This window comes from Streptomyces sp. SID3212 (genome assembly GCF_009865405.1).
In the GTDB taxonomy this organism is placed as follows: domain Bacteria; phylum Actinomycetota; class Actinomycetes; order Streptomycetales; family Streptomycetaceae; genus Streptomyces.
In genome coordinates this window covers 14,862-32,692 of the sequence record NZ_WWJY01000937.1, presented here as the reverse complement: position 1 = coordinate 32,692, position 17,831 = coordinate 14,862, and the positions used below count along the sequence as shown (strand labels likewise).

17 protein-coding genes and 2 tRNA genes are annotated in these 17,831 nt (G+C 71.8%); 11 read left to right on the top strand and 8 right to left on the bottom strand.

All coding sequences use genetic code 11. The features are described from left to right. The coding region (locus GT042_RS27870) for a serine hydrolase domain-containing protein (protein WP_161311478.1) at positions 1-1,055 on the top strand (1,055 nt) is incomplete at its 5' end. A gap of 78 nt (positions 1,056-1,133) precedes the next feature. Here the strand turns inward: GT042_RS27870 and GT042_RS27865 are convergent. Together GT042_RS27865 and pepN are read right to left on the bottom strand one after the other, a co-directional pair. Continuing rightward, positions 1,134-2,240, bottom strand: coding sequence for a hypothetical protein (locus GT042_RS27865; RefSeq protein ID WP_161311477.1), 1,107 nt, complete (start codon positions 2,238-2,240; stop codon positions 1,134-1,136). A gap of 175 nt (positions 2,241-2,415) precedes the next feature. Beyond that, on the bottom strand, positions 2,416-5,004 hold the full coding sequence (gene pepN / locus GT042_RS27860) for an aminopeptidase N (RefSeq protein WP_161311476.1): 2,589 nt from the start codon (positions 5,002-5,004) through the stop codon (positions 2,416-2,418). A gap of 206 nt (positions 5,005-5,210) precedes the next feature. Between pepN and GT042_RS27855 the strand changes: the two genes are divergently transcribed. Continuing rightward, positions 5,211-5,843 (top strand): DsbA family protein, encoded by a 633-nt coding sequence (locus GT042_RS27855; protein WP_161311475.1) that lies wholly within the window; start codon positions 5,211-5,213, stop codon positions 5,841-5,843. A 180-nt stretch (positions 5,844-6,023) separates the two neighbouring features. On the opposite strand, the gene GT042_RS27850 is transcribed toward GT042_RS27855, so the two are convergent. Further along, positions 6,024-6,665 carry a superoxide dismutase gene (locus GT042_RS27850; protein WP_161311474.1) on the bottom strand — a complete coding sequence of 214 codons (642 nt, stop codon included), beginning with the start codon at positions 6,663-6,665 and terminating at the stop codon, positions 6,024-6,026. Between the two features lie 229 nt (positions 6,666-6,894). On the opposite strand from GT042_RS27850, the gene GT042_RS27845 reads away from it, so the two are divergent. The 3 genes from GT042_RS27845 to GT042_RS27835 all read left to right on the top strand — a co-directional run bounded on the left by GT042_RS27845 (position 6,895) and on the right by GT042_RS27835 (position 8,976). After that, the gene (locus tag GT042_RS27845; RefSeq protein ID WP_161311473.1) at positions 6,895-7,485 is read left to right on the top strand and encodes a biotin transporter BioY; all 591 of its coding nucleotides are present in this window, start codon (positions 6,895-6,897) and stop codon (positions 7,483-7,485) included. Between the two features lie 60 nt (positions 7,486-7,545). Beyond that, the gene (locus GT042_RS27840; RefSeq protein ID WP_161311472.1) at positions 7,546-8,034 is read left to right on the top strand and encodes a ribose-5-phosphate isomerase; all 489 of its coding nucleotides are present in this window, start codon (positions 7,546-7,548) and stop codon (positions 8,032-8,034) included. A 117-nt stretch (positions 8,035-8,151) separates the two neighbouring features. Next, positions 8,152-8,976 (top strand): DNA-formamidopyrimidine glycosylase family protein, encoded by an 825-nt coding sequence (locus GT042_RS27835; RefSeq protein WP_161311471.1) that lies wholly within the window; start codon positions 8,152-8,154, stop codon positions 8,974-8,976. An 8-nt stretch (positions 8,977-8,984) separates the two neighbouring features. On the opposite strand, the gene GT042_RS27830 is transcribed toward GT042_RS27835, so the two are convergent. After that, positions 8,985-10,226 (bottom strand): GNAT family N-acetyltransferase, encoded by a 1,242-nt coding sequence (locus tag GT042_RS27830; protein WP_161311470.1) that lies wholly within the window; start codon positions 10,224-10,226, stop codon positions 8,985-8,987. 106 nt (positions 10,227-10,332) lie between these two features. Between GT042_RS27830 and GT042_RS27825 the strand changes: the two genes are divergently transcribed. Both GT042_RS27825 and GT042_RS27820 read left to right on the top strand, forming a co-directional pair. Then, the gene (locus GT042_RS27825; RefSeq protein ID WP_161311469.1) at positions 10,333-11,478 is read left to right on the top strand and encodes a PP2C family protein-serine/threonine phosphatase; all 1,146 of its coding nucleotides are present in this window, start codon (positions 10,333-10,335) and stop codon (positions 11,476-11,478) included. Between the two features lie 108 nt (positions 11,479-11,586). Then, positions 11,587-11,781, top strand: coding sequence for a hypothetical protein (locus GT042_RS27820; RefSeq protein ID WP_161311468.1), 195 nt, complete (start codon positions 11,587-11,589; stop codon positions 11,779-11,781). Between the two features lie 137 nt (positions 11,782-11,918). On the opposite strand, the gene GT042_RS27815 is transcribed toward GT042_RS27820, so the two are convergent. Continuing rightward, the gene (locus GT042_RS27815) at positions 11,919-12,659 is read right to left on the bottom strand and encodes an SDR family oxidoreductase (protein WP_161311467.1); all 741 of its coding nucleotides are present in this window, start codon (positions 12,657-12,659) and stop codon (positions 11,919-11,921) included. A 96-nt stretch (positions 12,660-12,755) separates the two neighbouring features. Further along, positions 12,756-13,958 carry a cation:proton antiporter gene (locus GT042_RS27810; protein ID WP_161311466.1) on the bottom strand — a complete coding sequence of 401 codons (1,203 nt, stop codon included), beginning with the start codon at positions 13,956-13,958 and terminating at the stop codon, positions 12,756-12,758. A 252-nt stretch (positions 13,959-14,210) separates the two neighbouring features. On the opposite strand from GT042_RS27810, the gene GT042_RS27805 reads away from it, so the two are divergent. Then, a complete protein-coding gene (locus GT042_RS27805) occupies positions 14,211-15,059 on the top strand; it encodes an ABC transporter ATP-binding protein (RefSeq protein ID WP_161311465.1) in 849 nt (282 codons plus the stop codon). A 40-nt stretch (positions 15,060-15,099) separates the two neighbouring features. Further along, complete coding sequence (locus GT042_RS27800; RefSeq protein ID WP_161311464.1) at positions 15,100-15,546, top strand: HD domain-containing protein; 447 nt, start codon at positions 15,100-15,102, stop codon at positions 15,544-15,546. Here GT042_RS27800 and GT042_RS27795 read toward each other — a convergent pair. Beyond that, positions 15,497-16,708: an acyltransferase family protein gene (locus tag GT042_RS27795; protein ID WP_237531273.1), complete on the bottom strand. Its 1,212-nt coding sequence runs from the start codon at positions 16,706-16,708 to the stop codon at positions 15,497-15,499. The genes GT042_RS27800 and GT042_RS27795 overlap by 50 nt on opposite strands. A gap of 448 nt (positions 16,709-17,156) precedes the next feature. Between GT042_RS27795 and GT042_RS27790 the strand changes: the two genes are divergently transcribed. Beyond that, a complete protein-coding gene (locus GT042_RS27790; protein ID WP_161311462.1) occupies positions 17,157-17,351 on the top strand; it encodes a hypothetical protein in 195 nt (64 codons plus the stop codon). Between the two features lie 94 nt (positions 17,352-17,445). On the opposite strand, the gene GT042_RS27785 is transcribed toward GT042_RS27790, so the two are convergent. After that, positions 17,446-17,519, bottom strand: a tRNA-Gly gene (locus GT042_RS27785). Positions 17,520-17,723: 204 nt separating this feature from the next. On the opposite strand from GT042_RS27785, the gene GT042_RS27780 reads away from it, so the two are divergent. Next, positions 17,724-17,800 (top strand) — tRNA-Pro (locus tag GT042_RS27780). The last annotated feature ends 31 nt before the right edge of the window (positions 17,801-17,831 follow it).

The following is a 17,831-nucleotide window of genomic DNA, read 5'->3' as shown; positions in this document are numbered from 1 at the left end:
GAGCGCCGCACGCCGCCACCCAACGGGCCCTCGACGCCGCCGTCGCGGACGGCGTGCCCGGCGTCCTCACCCGGGTGGACACCCGTACCGGCACCTGGTCGGGCACCGCGGGGGTGGGGGACACGACCACCGGCCGCGAGCGCGGGGCACGGGACCGCTTCCGCGTCGGCTCCGTCACCAAGACCTTCGTGTCGACCGTCCTGCTCCAACTGGAGGCCGAGGGACGGCTCGACCTGGACGACACCGTCGACCACTGGCTGCCCGGCGTGGTCAGCGGCAACGGGCACGACGGACGCCGGGTGACCCTCCGGCAGCTCCTCAACCACACCAGCGGCATCTACAGCTACACCGCCGACCCCGGCTTCCAGCAGAAGGTCTTCACCACCGACTTCCTCAAGAACCGCTACCGGACCTGGCAGCCGGGCGAACTCGTCGCGCTCGCCATGGCGCACGCGCCTGACTTCGCCCCCGGCACGGACTGGAACTACTCCAACACCAACTACGTGCTCGCCGGGATGGTCGTGGAGAAGGTGACGGGACGCCCGTACGCCACCGAGATCGAACGCCGCATCCTGCGGCCCCTGCGCCTGACGGGCACCCGCCTGCCCGGTACGGACCCCCGGCTGCCGCGGCCGTCGGGACGCGCGTACGCCGTCCTCGCCGACGACCCGGAGCGGACGGTCCACGACGTCACCGAACTCAACGCGACGGTGGCGGGGGCCGCCGGGAGCATGATCTCCGACACCGCCGACCTCAACCGCTTCTTCAGCGCGCTGCTCGCGGGCCGGCTGCTGCCCCCGGCCCAGCTCAAGGAGATGAAGACCACCGTCGCGCTCGGAAGCGGGGAGGACGGCGAGGTCGCCGGCTACGGACTCGGCCTGGAGAAGACCCGGTTGTCCTGCGGCACGGTCGTCTGGGGCCACACCGGCGGGATCCACGGCTCCTCCTCGGGCGCCTTCACCACCGCCGACGGCACCCACGCGCTCTCCCTGAACTTCAACGCGGACTGGGCCGGTGACTCCGGGCAGGTCGTGGAGGCCGAGTTCTGCGGCTGAGCCGAGACCTGGAGAGCCTGGAGAGAGGGGACGGGCGCGGGCCGCGCCTGCCCCCTCTTCCTGCGCCCCGGCCCCGCCTCACCTCGGCAGGACCTCCACATACGCGGCCGGATCCCTCTCGTCCGCCGCCGTCAGCGCCGTACCGACCACCATCGCCTGCTGCTCCAGGGACTCCCGCAGCTTTCTCGGCGTCAGATGCACGACGGTGACGCCCAGCCGCTCCAGGTGCTCCCGCTTGCGGGCGTACTCCGCCCAGATCGCGTCGTCGTCCTGCGGCCCGCCCGGTCCGCCCACCCGGGGCGCCCGGGTGTCCAGCTCCACGGCCACCGCCTGCTCCGGCCAGTACGCGTCGACCCCGCCCAGGCGCGGTCCGCCCGGCAGCCGCAGGTCGACGTTCCAGACCGGGTCGGGCAGCGCGTACGTCCGCACCATCTCGTACAGCCGCCCCTCGGCCAGCGACCGCCCCTCGGCGAGCAGCGCGTCCACCGCGTCGACCACATGCGGCCGGGCCAGCAGCCGCGCCTGGCTCAACTCCCGTACGAGAGAGGAAGGTTCGCAGTGTCCGCCCCGCACGGCCTCGGTCAGCAGCGCCCGTCCGACAGCCGTGTCCGACAGCTCCGCGACCGCGTCGGCCACCGCGCGCGCCACCGGCGCCACCGGCACCCCGGTCACCAGCTCGGGCCGGGGCAGGGCGTGGGCGCGGATCAGCCGGGCGAACCCGGTGGAGCGCAGCCGGCGGGTACGGGGCACCAGCACGTCGATCAGGTCGAGCGCCCGCAGCCCCGGGGTGGAGCCGAAGCCGTGGAGGGCGAGCGCGGCGAGACCGGTGACCATCACCCCGCCGTACGGGGACGCCGAGCGGGCCGTCGACCGGGACGAGGGCGCCGGGCGACCGCCGGGGGAGGAGCCGGGCTGCGCCGGAACGCCCTTCGCCGCCTCGGGGCCCGGGCGTCCCGCGTACAGCAGGACCGCGTGCAGCCGCTCCTCGCTCGTCGGCGGCCCCGGGTGCAACAGGTAGACCCCCGGCAGCAGTTGCTGCCAGGGGCCACCGGGGCGGCACTGCGCGGCGGCACGGGCGGCGGCGACCCCGTGCTCGCGCAGCCGCGCGGCCGAGAGCACGCGGTGCCGCACGTCGTTGCCGAGGTGACGGAGGGGACGGGGGGTGACCGGGGTGTTGTTGTTCATGCCCGGGGTCTGCCCGTCCTGTGACCGCCTTCTAACCCGTTGTTACACGTTCGTCGGCAAAACCGGACAAGCTCGCCCTAAAGTACGGGCCTTCGGCTGCCGATCACGTACCGCTCGGTGTTCGAACGCGGCAACTCACCGCCCGCCACCGTTCACCGCCCGGACGCGGCACCACTCACCGTTCCGCGGCAGCCGCGTCGCACGCCTGCCCCCGCAGCGACCGCGCCAGGTCGTCCGTCGCCTCCAGCACCAGCCTGCGCAGCGCCGGAGCCACCTCCTCGTGCGAGGCCAGCCAGGCCTCCGCCGCCTCCAGGGTCGAACGGTCGCCCTGCGCGGCCGGGAACAGCCCGCGCACCACATGCATGGCGATCTGGATCGAACGCTCCGCCCACACCCGTTCGATCACCTCGAAGTACTTCTCCGAGTACGGCGCCAGCAACTCCCGCTGGTCCGACCGGGCGAACCCGGCGATCGTCGCCTCGACCAGCGCGTTCGACAGCGTGTCCGACTCCACCAGCCGCACCCACGCCTGCGCCTTCACCGCCGCCGACGGCCGGGCCGCCAGGCACCGCACTTCGTGCCGCTTGCCCGACGCCGTGTCGTCGTGGGCCAGTTCGGCCGCCACCGCGGACTCGTCCGCGCGGCCGTGCGCGGTCAGCGGCTCCAGGAAGGCCCACCGCAGCTCCTGGTCGACGTCGAGCCCGTCGATCTTGGCCGTCCCCTCCAACAGCCCCTGGAGCAGCTGGAAGTCCGCGTCCGTCGTGGCGACCGCCGCGAAGAAGCGGGCCCACGTCAACTGGTGCTGACCGCCGGGCTCCGCCGTCCGCAGCTCCCGCAGCGCGCCCTCGGCCAGCAGCCGCCCGCCCTCCTCGCGCCACTCCGGGACCGCGTAGAGGGTGAGCGCGCCCCGCGCCCATGCGTGCAGCATCTGGAGCACGCCGATGTCCGTCTCACGGCCCGCGTGGGTGAGCACCAGACCGATGAAGTCCCGGGCCGGCATGAGCGCGTCACGGGTGAGGCTCCACAGCGCGGACCAGCACAGGGCGCGCGCCAGCGGGTCGGTGAGAGCGCCGAGATGGGTGCGCAGGGTGTCCAGCGAGGCGGCGTCGAAGCGGATCTTGCAGTACGTCAGGTCCTCGTCGTTGACCAGGATCAGGTCGGGCTTCTCCGCGCCCGCCAGCTCCGTGATGACGGTCCTGGGCCCGGCGACGTCCGTCTCGACGCGCGCGTACCGTACGAGATCGCCGTCGGCCGTACGCCGGAAGAGCCCGACCGCCACCCGGTGCGGGCGCAGTTCGGGGTGGGAGGGGGCGGCCTCCTGGATCACGGCCAGCTCGGTGATCCGGCCCTCGGCGTCGTGGACGGCCTCCGGGGTCAGGGAGTTGACCCCGGCCGTCTCCAGCCACGACCGTGACCAGCCGGCCATGTCCCGCCCGGACGTCTCCTCCAGTACGGCGAGCAGGTCGCCGAGGCTGGTGTTCCCGTACGCGTGCCGCTTGAAGTAGCGCCGGGCGCCCTCCAGGAACGCGTCCTGTCCCACGTACGCGACCAGCTGCTTGAGGACGGACGCGCCCTTGGCGTACGTGATCCCGTCGAAGTTCAGCTTGGCGTCCTCCAGGTCACGGATGTCGGCCGTGATCGGGTGGGTGGACGGCAGCTGGTCCGCGCGGTAGGCCCAGGACTTCCGGTTGTTGGCGAAGGTGATCCAGCCGTCCTGGAAGCGGGTGGCCCCGACCAGCGCGAAGGTGCCCATGAACTCCGCGAAGGACTCCTTGAGCCACAGGTCGTCCCACCAGGTCATGGTGACGAGGTCGCCGAACCACATGTGCGCCATCTCGTGCAGGATGACGTTGGCCCGGTGCTCGTACGACGCCCGCGTCACCTTGCCGCGGAAGATGTACTCCTCGCGGAAGGTCACCAGGCCCGGGTTCTCCATCGCGCCCAGGTTGTACTCGGGCACAAACGCCTGGTCGTACTTGCCGAAGGGGTACGGGTAGTCGAAGCGGTCGTGGAAGAAGTCCAGGCCCTGCTTGGTCAGCAGGAAGACGTCGTCCGCGTCGAAGTGCCGGGCGAGCCCCTTGCGGCACATCGCGCCGAGCGGGATCTCCAGGACCGTGCCGTCGTCGAAGGTACGCCGGTAGGAGTCGGTGACGTGGTGGTACGGGCCCGCGAGGATCGTCGTGATGTACGTCGAGATCGGCTTCGTCTCCGCGAAGCGCCACACCCCGTCGTCGCCCAGGGTCCCCGCGCCGTTGCTCCAGACCCGCCAGCCCTCGGGCGCGGTCACCTGGAAGCGGTACGGCGCCTTGAGGTCGGGCTGCTCGAAGGTGGCGAAGACCCGGCGGGCGTCGGCCGGCTCGTACTGCGTGTAGAGGTAGACCTCGCCGTCCTCCGGGTCGACGAAGCGGTGCATGCCCTCGCCGGTCCTGCTGTACGCGCACTGGGCGTCGACCACCAGCACGTTCTCCGCGCGGAGATCCTCCAGCGTCACCCGTGAGCCGTCGAAGACGGCGGCGGGGTCCAGGGCGCGGCCGTTGAGGGTGACGGCGGTCACACGCGGGGCGATCAGATCGGCGAAGGCCGCCGCGCCCGGCTCCGCGGAGCGGAAGCGGATCGTGGTCACCGAGCGGAAGGTACGGGGCCCGGGGCCGTCCGGCGCCTCACCCACCGCCGAGCGCAGGTCGAGGTCCACCTCGTACCCGTCTACGGACAGCAGGCCGGCCCGTACACGGGCCTCGTCGCGGGACAGGTTCTCACCGGGCACGGGCACTCCTTCGTGACTCGTTCGTGGGTCTCGTGGTCGTCGGTCGGTTTCGAGGGTCGTCTGCAGGTCGTTCGAAACAGTGACGATCCTCGCATGTGCCGCTGTGACCGGGCAGCCGGGAATGCCGCCGTCCGGTAGGGACGTTGCAGCGTCGAGGTCCGTCGGGCGCCCGCGGGTACCCGGGACGCCCGTTTCAGAGGAGAGACATGTCCGAGAAGACTCCCGTCGATTTCTGGTTCGACCCGCTGTGCCCCTGGGCCTGGATGACGTCCCGCTGGGTCCTTGAGGTGGAGAAGGTCAGGGACATCGACGTCCGGTGGCACGTGATGAGCCTCGCCGTCCTCAACGAGGACCGGGTCGACGAGTTGCCGGAGCAGTACCGCGAGACGATGCGGACGAAGGCGTGGGGGCCGGTCCGTGTGGTGATCGCGGCCCAGCAGAAGCACGGCGACGAGGTCGTCGGCAAGCTCTACACCGCGCTCGGCACCCGCATCCACAACCGGGGCGAGGGCCCCACGCGTGAGGCGATCGCCTCGGCCCTGGACGACGTCGGCCTGCCGGCCGACCTGCTGGAGTACGCCGACTCCGACGCGTACGACAAGGAGCTGCGGGCCTCCCACAAGGAAGGCATAGACAAGGTCGGCCAGGAGGTCGGCACCCCGGTCATCGCGGTGCCCGGCGCGGACGGCGAGCAGATCGCCTTCTTCGGCCCGGTCGTCACCCCGGCCCCCAAGGGCGAGGAGGCGGCGAAGCTCTGGGACGGCACGCTGCTGGTCGCGTCGATCCCGGGCTTCTACGAGATCAAGCGCACGCGGACCCAGGGCCCGATCTTCGACTAGTACGACCGGTGCGGCCGATTCGGCACGTGCACGCACGGATACACGGATACGGAGGACGGCCCCCGCGAGTCATGTCCTCGCGAGGGCCGTCCGTTTTTCCGCCCGCCGTGAAGGGTGAGAAGACGATCACGAGCAGGACGTGTGCGGCCTCCCGCGCGGGGAGGCACCCGAGGCGCCCCGTCAGGGGGCGATCAGGAGGTTGTTGGCGTTCTTCCGGGCGGCCGTGTAGCGCTTCGCCACGTCCTGCCAGTTGACGACCCGCCACATCGCCTCGACGAAGTCCACCTTCTGGTTCTTGTACTGGAGGTAGAAGGCGTGCTCCCAGGCGTCGAAGACCAGGATCGGGACCGAGCCCTGGCCGACGTTGCCCTGGTGGTCGTAGATCTGCTCCACGATCAGCCGGCCGCTGACGGGCTCGTACGCGAGGACGCCCCACCCCGACCCCTGCGTGGTCGCCGCCGCCTTGCTCAGCTGGGCCTTGAAGCCCGCGAAGGACCCGAACGAGGCGGCGATCGCGTCGGCCAGCTCCCCGACACCGTCCGCCGCGAGCGGCTCGCCGCCGCCGTCACCGGTCATGTTGTGCCAGTAGATCGAGTGCAGGATGTGGCCGGAGAGGTGGAACGCCAGGCTCTTCTCCAGGCCGTTGAGCGCCCCCCACGCCTCGTTGTCCCGCGCCTCCGCGAGCTGCTCCAGCGTGTCGTTGGCGCCCTTGACGTAGGCCGCGTGGTGTTTGTCGTGGTGCAGCTCGACGATCTGCGGGTTGATGACCGGTTCGAGCGCCGCGTAGTCGTACGGAAGTTCGGGAAGTGTGTAAACGGCCATGTCCAAGCCCTCCGAAACTCTTATTGCACATCTTATGCAGGTGCACGCTAACAGCAAGAGGGCTCCGGCGCGGGCAGGTGCCGTGTGACACCCCCGACAAGCCGCTGACCTCCTCTTTGTGGGCGTCCGACGGTGATCGGGCCAGGACGGCCGGGTTACGGTCGGACCGTCCCCCGCCCGGAACACGCCACGGCCTGCCCGGCGCACCCTGACGACCGCCGGAGTCCCCATGAGCACCGCCGCCCCCGCCCCCCGTACCGGAGTGGTTCTCGCCGACCTCCTCCCGGCCCACCGCGCCCGCGCGCGCGACCTCGCCCTGGTGGTCGGCGGCGCCGTCCTGACCGGCGTCGCGGCACAGCTCTCCGTGCCGGTCCCGGGCTCGCCGGTGCCGGTCACGGGACAGACCTTCGCCGCGCTGCTCATCGGCGTCTCCCTCGGCGCCCGCCGCGGCTTCCTCTCCCTGGCCCTGTACGCGCTGCTCGGCATGGCCGGGGTCCCGTGGTTCTCCGAGGGCGCCTCCGGCGTGGGCTTCCCGACCCTCGGGTACGTCCTCGGGATGCTGCTCGCCGCGACGGTCGTGGGGGCGCTGGCCCGCCGGGGCGGCGACCGGTCCGTCGTCCGGACGGCCGGGACGATGGTCCTGGGCTCGGCGATCATCTACGCGGTCGGCGTCCCCTACCTCGCCGTGTCGGCGGACCTGTCGCTGAGCGCCGCCGTCTCGGCCGGCCTGGTGCCCTTCCTGCTGGGCGACGCGCTCAAGGCCGCGCTGGCGATGGGCGCGCTGCCCGCCGCGTGGAAGCTGGCCGGCCGCCGGGGCTGACACGTACCGTCCCGGCCCCCGATGACGGTCACCCTGCGACACGCGTGCCACACTCGGAGCATGCGCGTGTACCTCGGTTCCGACCATGCCGGCTTTGAACTCAAGAACCACCTCGTCCAGTGGCTCAAGGCCCAGGGCCACGACCCCGTCGACTGCGGGCCCCACGTCTTCGACGCCCAGGACGACTACCCGCCGTTCTGCCTGCGCGCCGCGGAGCGCACGGCCGCCGACCCGGACAGCCTCGGCATCGTGATCGGCGGCTCCGGCAACGGCGAGCAGATCGCGGCCAACAAGGTCAAGGGTGTACGGGCCGTCCTCGCCTGGAGCGAGCAGACGGCGGCGCTCGGCCGTGAGCACAACAACGCGAACGTCATCTCCGTCGGCGGCCGGATGCACACGGAGGAGGAGGCGACCTCCTTCGTCGCGACCTTCCTGACCACGCCGTACTCGGGCGAGGAGCGGCACGCGCGCCGGATCGAGATGCTCGCGGAGTACGAGAGCACCCACGTCCTGCCGCCGATCCCGCCGCACCACCCGCAGCAGGACTGAACGACTGAACGACCCCCGAGACCCCTGTGCCGCCGGGCACCCCTGAACGGCCGCCCGGCGGCACCGTCATGCCGGCAGTACTTTCGTCATGCCGACAGCACTTCCGAGGAGACCACCGTGCCCGAGGGGCATACGATCCACCGCCTCGCCGAGGACCACCTCGACCGCTTCGGCGGCCGGCCGGTACGGGTCAGCAGCCCGCAGGGCAAGTTCTCCGACAGCGCGGCCCTGCTCGACGGCCAGGTCCTCGACACGGTGGACGCCCACGGCAAGCACCTCTTCCTGGGCTTCGGGCGGACCGGCTGGGTCCACATCCACCTCGGCCTGTTCGGCAAGGTCGCCCTCGGGGACGCCCCCGCCCCGCCGCCCACGGACACCGTCCGGCTGCGCCTCGCCTCCGCCACGGCGTACATGGACCTGCGGGGTCCCACGGCCTGCGCCCTGATCACCGAGCCCGAGAAGCGGGCGATACACGACCGGCTGGGGCCGGATCCCCTGCGCCCGGACGACGACGGCGAGAAGGCGTGGGCCCGGATCTCCCGGTCCCGTACGACCGTCGCCGCCCTCCTCATGGACCAGAAGGTCATCGCCGGGGTCGGCAACGTCTACCGCGCCGAGGTCCTCTTCCGGCACGGCATCGACCCGTACCGCCCCGGCAAGGACCTCACCCGCGCCGAGTGGGACGCCGTCTGGGCGGACCTGGTGGAGCTGATGCGCGAGGGCGTACGGAACAACCGCATCGACACCGTCCGCCCCGCGCACACCCCCGAGGCCATGGGCCGCCCGCCCCGCGTGGACGACCACGGCGGCGAGGTCTACGTCTACCGCAGGGCGGCGCTGCCCTGCCTCCTCTGCGGTACGGAGATCCGTACGGCACCGCTCGCCGCCCGCAACCTCTTCTGGTGCCCGCGCTGCCAGAGCGGCGACCCGGCCTCTTCTTGACCAGCGTGTCAGAAACCGTGCGGCAGCCACGGGGCGACGTCCGAGCCGAAGGCCGTCGACGCCTCCGCCAGCGCGCCCGGGCGCAGTTCGGTCACCCGGCCCGCGCCCGCCAGCGAGACCAGCGACACCCCGCCCAGATAGGCCGCGCCCAACTCCCGTACCGACAACGCCAGATCGGCCTGGTCCGCCGTGCGGACGCAGGACGCGCCCTTCGGGTCGCCGGTCAGCCGCCAACGCCCCTCGTTCCAGGGGCAGAAGGTGTCCTCGACCTCCACCACCACGTCCACGGGCGTCCGGTACGTCCGTGCCTCCAGCGCCGCGCCCACCTCCACCAGCCGTACGTACAGCGCGTCCCTGAGCTGGAGCCCGCAGCGCCGCACGTCCGAGACCAGGTGCTGGAACGGGTCGTCCAGGGGCCGGTTGCGCGCCCGGATCGTGGAGGTCAGGTCGATGCCGAAGAGGAAACGCCAGAGTGCGCCGTACGCCTCCGCGTCCCGCGCGTACAGCTCACGCAGCTCGACCGTGCCCTTCGGACCCGAGCGGTCCCACTCCGGCTTCACGCGGTAGAGGGTGAAGCCCGCCACCTCGCCGTCCCGCTCCACCAGCACACACTGGAGCGGCGACATCCCGTCCTGCTCGCGCTCGCCGTTGACGAAGGGCAGCCGCTCCCAGCCGGGAGCGCGGGCGATCATGCCGGGCCGTACCGGGACCTGCGCGGCGTAGATCTTCTCGCACGCGGCCTGTACGGCGGGGTCGTTCGGCCTGACCTGCCGCAGCCGGATCCGGCTCGCGTCCCCGGCGGCGGCAGGCTCGATCCGTACCCGTGCCGTGTCGATCTCCGCGGACAGCTCCTGCGTCGCCGCCGCGTACCCGAACCGGCCGTAGATCGGCGGCTCCGACGCCGTCAGCACCGCGAGCGGCTCGCCCCACGCCCGTACGTCGTCCAGCTGGCGCCGCATCATCGCCGAGAGCAGCCCGCGCCGCCGGTGCGTCGGCGCCACGCTCACCATCGTGACCCCCGCCGCGTCCACGCGCGCGCCGCCCGGCACCGTGAGACCGAAGCGGAACGCCCCCGCCGTCGCGACGCACTCGTCCTCGTCCCAGGCGCCGACGAAGCGCTCGAACTCGCTGAGATCTCTCCACAGGACACGTTCCTGGGACGTCTTGGTGACACCGCCGAAGACGTGTTCGAACACCTTGAACCAGCGGTCCCAGTCGGCCGGCACCAGCTCGCGCAGATCAGTCGTCATATGCCATGAGTAGCAGGGGTACGACGATCGGGCGACCCGATTTCGAACACAATGTCACAGGGGTCCCCCTGCACGTGGGGCAGGCGGATGGATAGGGTCCACAACAATGGCCGGTAACGCGAGAACGGACTCCTTCACGGCCCGGATGCGCAGAACGCTGCACCGGGGCCGTATCGCCCTGCGCAAATCAGGGGTCGACTATTTCCGCGGCGACGGGTCCGACTGGATCGCCCTCGCGGGGCTGTTGCTCACCGTTCCGGTCATCGCCGCCGTCACCGTCGCGGTCCCGGTCTGGTGCGCGCCCTCCACCCTCGTCCTGCCCATCGTGGCCGGCGGTCTGCTGCTGCGGCCCGCCAGCCTGCTCGGTCTGTACGCCGCCGCGGCCACCGCGCTGATCGTCGAGTCGGTCGTCCTCGGCCCGTACACGGAAGGCACCGGCCGGGTCACCCCCGGCGTGGTGCTGGTCGTCGCGGCTTGCGGGCTCTTCGGCCTGCTGATCGCCCAGTTCAGGGCGCGGGTCGGGGTGCCGTGGCGGCGCGGCGGGACGATGCTCTTCGACCTGCGCGAACGCATCCGCGTGCAGAGCGCGCTGCCGCAGCTGCCGAAGGGCTGGCACCACGAGATGGCGCTGCGCCCGGCGGGCGGGCAGTCCTTCTCGGGGGACTTCGTCGTCGCGGCCCGTACGCACGGCGGGCGCACGCTGGAAGTGGTCCTCACGGACGTGTCCGGCAAGGGGATGGACGCGGGCTCGCGGGCGCTGCTGCTGTCCGGGGCCTTCGGCGGCCTGCTCGGCTCGCTCCCTCCGCACGGCTTCCTCCCGGCGGCCAACGGCTATCTGCTCCGCCAGGACTGGGACGAGGGCTTCGCGACCTCCATCCACCTGGTCCTCGATCTGGACTCCGGCGACTACGAACTGCTCTCCGCGGGTCACCTGCCGGCCCTCCAGCTGCACGCGGGCAGCGGTCGCTGGGACGAGATGTCCGGGGAGGGTCCGCTGCTCGGTGTCTACGACGCGGCGCAGTTCGACCCGGTGAAGGGCTCGTTGCGGCCGGGTGACGTCCTGATGTTGTTCACCGACGGTCTGGTGGAGGCCCCGGGCCGCGATCTCGCGGAGGGGATCGACCGCCTGACCGGCGAGGCCGACCGCTATGTGGCGGGCGGGTTCGAGGGGGCGGCGTGGCATCTGATCGAGGCGGTGGCGAAGGACGTCAACGACGACCGGGCGCTGCTGCTGATCTGCCGCGAGGCATGACGTTCCCCTTCCGTAAGACTTTCCCGGCCTCCGCGGCGGCTCCGAGGGGCGAAGCTGGGGCGGTCACGCGCACCCGCGCGGACCGGGCAACTCGGAATGGAACAGAACATGGTGGTTCGCGGAGTCGGTGGGGTCATTCTGTGCGTGCTGGGAGCCCTCTGGATAGCCCAGGGCACGGGCGCGGTGAGCGGCTCGGGCATGTCGGGCAAGAGCCAGTACGCCTTCCTGGGCGCCCTGGTGGTCCTGGTGGGCGCGTACCTCCTCTACCAGGCCTGGCGCGTCCGGGACCGCACCCGCCGGTGACCCAGGAGGTCGGACGACACGGGCGGGGCCATCACGCACCCGGGTGACCAGCGTGTACGTACGCCCCTGCCCCCGGTGGGCGGCGCCGACGGCGTAACCGATGCCGCCGGTACGGTTGTTCCTCGCCCATGGCTCTCCTACCGCCCGCCCGACACCCGTAGCACCGTCCCCGTCGTGTACGAGGCGTCGGGGGAGAGGAGCCAGGTGATGGCGGCGGCGATTTCGTGGGGTTCGCCCGGGCGGCCCAGGGGGATCGTGGGGGCCGCCTTGGCGGGGCGGTCGGGGTCGCCCATCGTCGCGTGCATCCCGGTGTTGATGATGCCGGGCGCGACCGCGTTGACGCGGATCCCCTCGGGGCCCAGTTCCTTCGCCAGGCCGACCGTCAGGGAGTCCGTGGCCGCCTTCGTCGCCGCGTAGTGGACGTACTCCCCGGGGCTGCCCAGCCCGGCCGCGGTGGACGAGACGTTGACGATCGCGCCCGAGCCGAGCGCCCCCATGTCCCGGGCCGCCCTGCGGCAACACAGCAGGTAGCCCAGGAGGTTCACCTCCAGCACCCGCCGCAGGTCGGCGGTGCGCGAGTCGGCGAGGCGGCCCAGCGGGCCCGTCACCCCGGCGTTGTTGACCAGGTTGTTCACCGGCCCGAGCGTGGCCGCGGTGACGTCGAAAAGCCGCTCCACGTCCGCCTCGTCGGCGGTGTCCGCGCGTACGGTGACACACCGCGCCCCCGCCGCCCGCACGGCGAGCGCCGTCGACTCGGCGGCGGCGCCGTCACTGACGTACCCGAGGGCCAGATCGTGCCCGTCGGCCGCCAGCCGGACGCACGTCGCCGCGCCGATGCCCCGACTGCCCCCGGTGACGATGGTGACCGGACGTGACACGCGTGCCTCCTGTGATCCCCCCGATCACCGTGGCGTGATCGCTGCGGACCAGTCGTACCGCACCGCCCGCACCCCCGGCCACCAGGGGGCCCCGCCTCAGCCCACCGGCTCCTTCTCCCGCACCGTCACCGATCCGCCGCTCCCGCCCGCCGCCCCGGGCGCCCGCCCGCCCGGCAGCAGCCGCGCCAGCCAGTGCGACCGGCCCGCGGCCAGCGGCCCGAGGACCGCCAGGACCAGCACATAGCCCGCGATGAACGGCGCCAGCCGCTCGTCCAGCGCGGCCCCCGCCGCCATCGTCGCCAGGATCAGGGCGAATTCGCCGCGCGCCAGCAGCGTCGTGGAGATGTTCGCCGCCGGCCCCGCGCCGAAGCCGTTGATCCGGGCCGCCACCAGCCCCGCGATCACGTTCATCACCAGCGTCACCGCCACCGCCGCCAGCACCGGCCACAGCACCGTCGGCAGATCGCCCGGGTCGATCGACAGGCCGAACGCGAAGAAGAAGATCGCCCCGAACGCGTCCCGCAGCGGGTGGACCAGCTTCCGGATCCGCTCGCCCGACGACGTACTGCCCAGCATCAGACCCACCATGAACGCGCCGATGGCGTCCGCGACCCCGAACCACTCCGAGACCCCCGCCACGAACACGGCCGCGCCCAGGAAGGAGATGACGAGCAGCTCGTCGTCCTTCGTGTCGATGAGCCGCCCCACCACCTTCGTCCCGAACCGCGCCGCCAGCGCGAGCAGCAGCAGGAACCCGAAGGCCTTCCCGCCGTCCAGCAGCGCGGCCCGCACGCTGTCCGCGCCGGACAGGATCGGCTGGAGCGCCGCCAGATAGAGCGCCAGGAAGATGTCCTCGACCACGATGATGCCCAGGATCGGCTTCGTCTCCGGGTTGCCGATCCGGCCCAGGTCGACCAGGACCTTGGTGACGATCGCGGACGACGAGATGCCGAGCACCCCGGCGAGCACGAGCGCCTCGGACGTCCCCCAGCCCAGCGCGAAGCCGAAGCCCAGCCCCGCGCCGACGTTCAGCGCCAGGTACGCGCCCCCGGCAAGGGCCATCTTCCGGCCGCCCGCCCTGAGGTCGTCCAGATGGAACTCCAGGCCCAGGTAGAAGAGCAGCAGGACCAGGCCGAGGGCCGAGAGCATCTCCAGGTCGTGCGGGTCGGAGACGAGCACGATGCCGGGGGTGTGCGGGCCGAGGAGGATCCCGGCCAGGATGAACAGGGGGATCGTCGGCAGCTCGATGCGGCTGCCGAGGCGGGCGAGCAGGGCGGCGGCGAGAAATGCGCCGCCCATGGCGATGAGGGTCTCCGCGTGTCCGATGGGCTTTCCTCCGTCGGCTTGGGTCAAGAGAAGGTCAAGGAAGCGTCAGTAATTACTTTACCAAAGAGTTTAACAAGCAACTTTCTCCACCCCGGCGGCGTCCCGGTAGGGCTACCCCCACCCCCGGTCCGCCGGGCACCGCCATGGCCGCCCCCACCCCCGGTCACTAGCGTCAGGAGGGCAGTGACCGGCGGTCGGCGGTACGGACGGGAGAAGGCGGACACCATGGGATTACGACGCACACGCACCCGGCACGACGACGAGGGCGGCCTCGGCGCGGGCACCTACCCGGGCGGCGCCCACCCCGGCGGCGGGACGCGCGGCATCGCCGTCGAACTCCGCGACGTACGCCGTCAGTACGGACGCGGCCCCGCCGCCGTCCACGCCCTGCGGGGCATCGACCTCGCCCTCCCGCGCGGCAGCTTCACCGCCGTCATGGGCCCCTCGGGCTCCGGCAAGTCCACGTTCCTCCAGTGCGCGGCCGGTCTCGACCACCCCACGACCGGCTCCGTACGGCTCGGCGGCACGAAGATCACCGGCATGAACGAGACCCGGCTCACCGAACTGCGCCGTACCCGCCTGGGCTTCGTCTTCCAGGCGTTCAACCTGCTGCCCGCGCTGACCGTCGGCCAGAACATCGAGCTGCCCACGCGCCTCGCGGGACACCGCCCCGACCGGCGCCGTACCGCCGAGATCCTCGGCCGGCTCGGCCTCGCCGACAAGACCAGGCGCCGCCCCGCCGAACTCTCCGGCGGCCAGCAGCAGCGCGTCGCCATCGCGCGCGCCCTCGTCAACCAGCCGGACGTCGTCTTCGCCGACGAGCCGACCGGCGCCCTCGACACCGCCACGGCGGCCGAGATCCTGTCACTCCTGCGCACGGCCGTCGACTCCCTCGGCGCGACGGTGGTCATGGTCACCCACGACCCGGCAGCCGCCGCCTACGCCGACCGCGTCCTCTTCCTCGCCGACGGCCTGATCGCGGACAGCCTGCCCCGCGCCGACGCGGCCCGCATCGCCGCCCGCATGACCTCCCTCACCGCACCGGCCTTCTCTCACACGGGGGCGGCGGCCTGAGACCTGCCCGGCGGCGGGGCACGGCCGGTACAGTCCGGCCATGCCGCACCTGACCCTGGCCGAGGTCGAAACCCTCGCCCGCGAGGCCCACGCCACCCAGACCGACAAAGCGGGCCGCCCCTACACCGAGCACCTCAGCGCGGTCGCGGAAGGGGTACGCGCCAGGGGCGGCTCCGACGAACAGATCGCCGCCGCCTGGCTCCACGACGCGGTCGAGGACGACGCGCTGTCACGGGAGTGGCTCGCCGCCGCCCCGCTGCCCCGGCCGGTCAAGGACATGGTCCTCGCGCTCACGAAGGTGACGGGCGAGGACCTCCGTACGTACACCGCACGGATCCTGGCCACGCCCGGCGCCCTCGTCGTCAAGGAGTCCGACCTCGCGCACAACGCCGACCCGGCCCGGCTCGCCGTACTGGACGAGCCGACCAGGACCCGGCTCACCGAGAAGTACGCGACCGTACGACACCTGCTCGGCCTGACGCGGTAGGAGCGGCGGCCCTCCCACTCACCGGGCCCGCACCGCCCGCCGCCACGACGTCCCGGCGGAACGCCCACGCCATCTCCGGCTCCACGGCGAAGCGGAACAGCCGCCGTACCGGGGGAGTGCACAGCAGGGTCACCGCCACGGCCGCCACCAGCGACACGACCACCTCCCCGGCCGGATCGGACAGCCAGGGGTACGTGGCGAAGACCCCGGCGAACACCGCGCCCTTGACCAGGAACCCGTGCAGCAGATAACCGCAGATCGTGCCCGCGCCCAGCACCGTGAACCACGTCCCGCGCCGGGGCACCCAGGCCAGGAAGCCGGCCGACAGCACCACCGAGCAGCCGAAGAGGACGAGCGTCATCACGGGCCCCGACCACCACGGGCCGCCCTGTTGCTGGGCGCTGGTGCTGTGGTAGAGCCAGCCGGTCCGCATCCGGGGCGCCACGGCGTACGCGAACACCAGCGCACCCGCGAACAGCGGCACCGCCAACGCCCGCACCTCGGGCCGCCGTACCAGCCGGAAGTGCTCCGGCCGCAGGCTCATGCCCAGCACGAAGTACGGCAGGAACTGCAACACGCGCTGGAGGTTGAGGTCGTCGCCGATACCGGGCGCCAGCGACGCCAGTGACGCGATCACGAGCGCGACCGGCAGCGGGTGGCGCAGCACGCGCCAGACCGGCGCGGTGAGCCGCCAGACGAACAGCGCGGCCAGGAACCAGGTGAGGTACCAGGGATCCAGCAGGCTGACGGGGTGGCCCGGCGTGTCGTCCGCATAGCGCTTGAACAGCGAGTAGCCCACCTCGAACACGACGTACGGCACGGCTGTGCCGGTCAGCAGCCGCCTGACCTGGTCCGGGCGCGCGGTGAAGCTCCGGGAGAAGTACCCGGACACGATGACGAAGGCCGGCATGTGGAAGGCGTAGACGACCAGATACAGCGCCTTGGTGGCGCGGCTGCCGTCCATGACCGGTTCCCAGGCGTGCGCGACGGCCACGAGCACGATGGCCAGGTACTTGGCGTTGTCGAAGAACGCGTCCCGCTGGGCGGGTCTCGGCGTGTCGGCCACAGCGGAAGCATTGGTTCCGGTGGGGGAGTTCGGCTCTGGTGCCGGAGGGGTCCGAGGGAGTGGGGTCCTGTCATAACCGCGGGGAGCCTGGAACATCTGCGGCACCCTAGCCGCGCGCAAAGCGATTCGTAAAACCTTCCCGACCGGCCCGGGGACGGGAATGCGCGCACGTCAGACACCACCGACAACCGCCCTTTATGCCCCAATTAATCGGCGTTAAAGGGGGCATAGGGGCGACCTTGATCGACTCCGCCGGGACCGGGTTGACGCTCGGTCAATTGCCCACTGATCCACTCCGTGAGCGGTCCGCGAGTGACGTGAAAATGAGCTGTGGATTAAATGTGCGCACGCCCGGGTGTCGGATCGAATTCACACGGGTATTCATCTCCCGCCGGGCGTGGCGGAGTTGGGCACGCTCCGGCGCGCGGGGCGCGCGATTGGCGAGAACTTGACGTCGATGTTTCGTCACGGGGCAACATCAACAAGGCCGTTGATGGCACGATGGTCGAAGCGCGAGGCGGACCGACGGAGGGTGTGATCAGTTGTGGCCATTTCACTGTCTGTGGTGGTGCTGTTGGCGATCATCCTCGTGGTGCTGATCCGAGGCGGCTCCCTCAAGGGCGGACCGGCGGTCGTCGCCGTGCTGTTCGGCTTCTTCCTCGCGTCCACGAACATGGCGCCGGCGGTGAACCGGACGCTCAACTCGATAGCGGACACGATCAGCAACATCACGTTCTGACCGCCGCCCCGACGTCCCGACGCCGAACCACGCGGCAAACGTGAACGCGAACGGCCCGACCGGTGGCTTGCGCACACGGGTCGGGCCGAAGCTGTGGAGCGGGCGACGGGAATCGAACCCGCGTAGCTAGTTTGGAAGACTAGGGCTCTACCATTGAGCTACGCCCGCACAGCGAGCGCCGCCGGTCGGGTGACCGCGGCACGAACAGCATCGTAGCGGGTCACCGCCGCTCCCCGCACATCACTTGGCGCCGGTGCGGCGCACCCCTCCCGGCCGCCTCCCCCGGCCACCCGTCCCGGTCACCTTCCCGTCACCCCGGCCGGAAAGGGCGAACGGAGCGCCTTCGGGCATGTACCCTACGTGTCGCACCAACGGGGTGTGGCGCAGCTTGGTAGCGCGTCCGCTTTGGGAGCGGAAGGTCGTCGGTTCGAATCCGGCCACCCCGACCAGTAGCCCGACCGCCCGTGGCCCGATCGCACG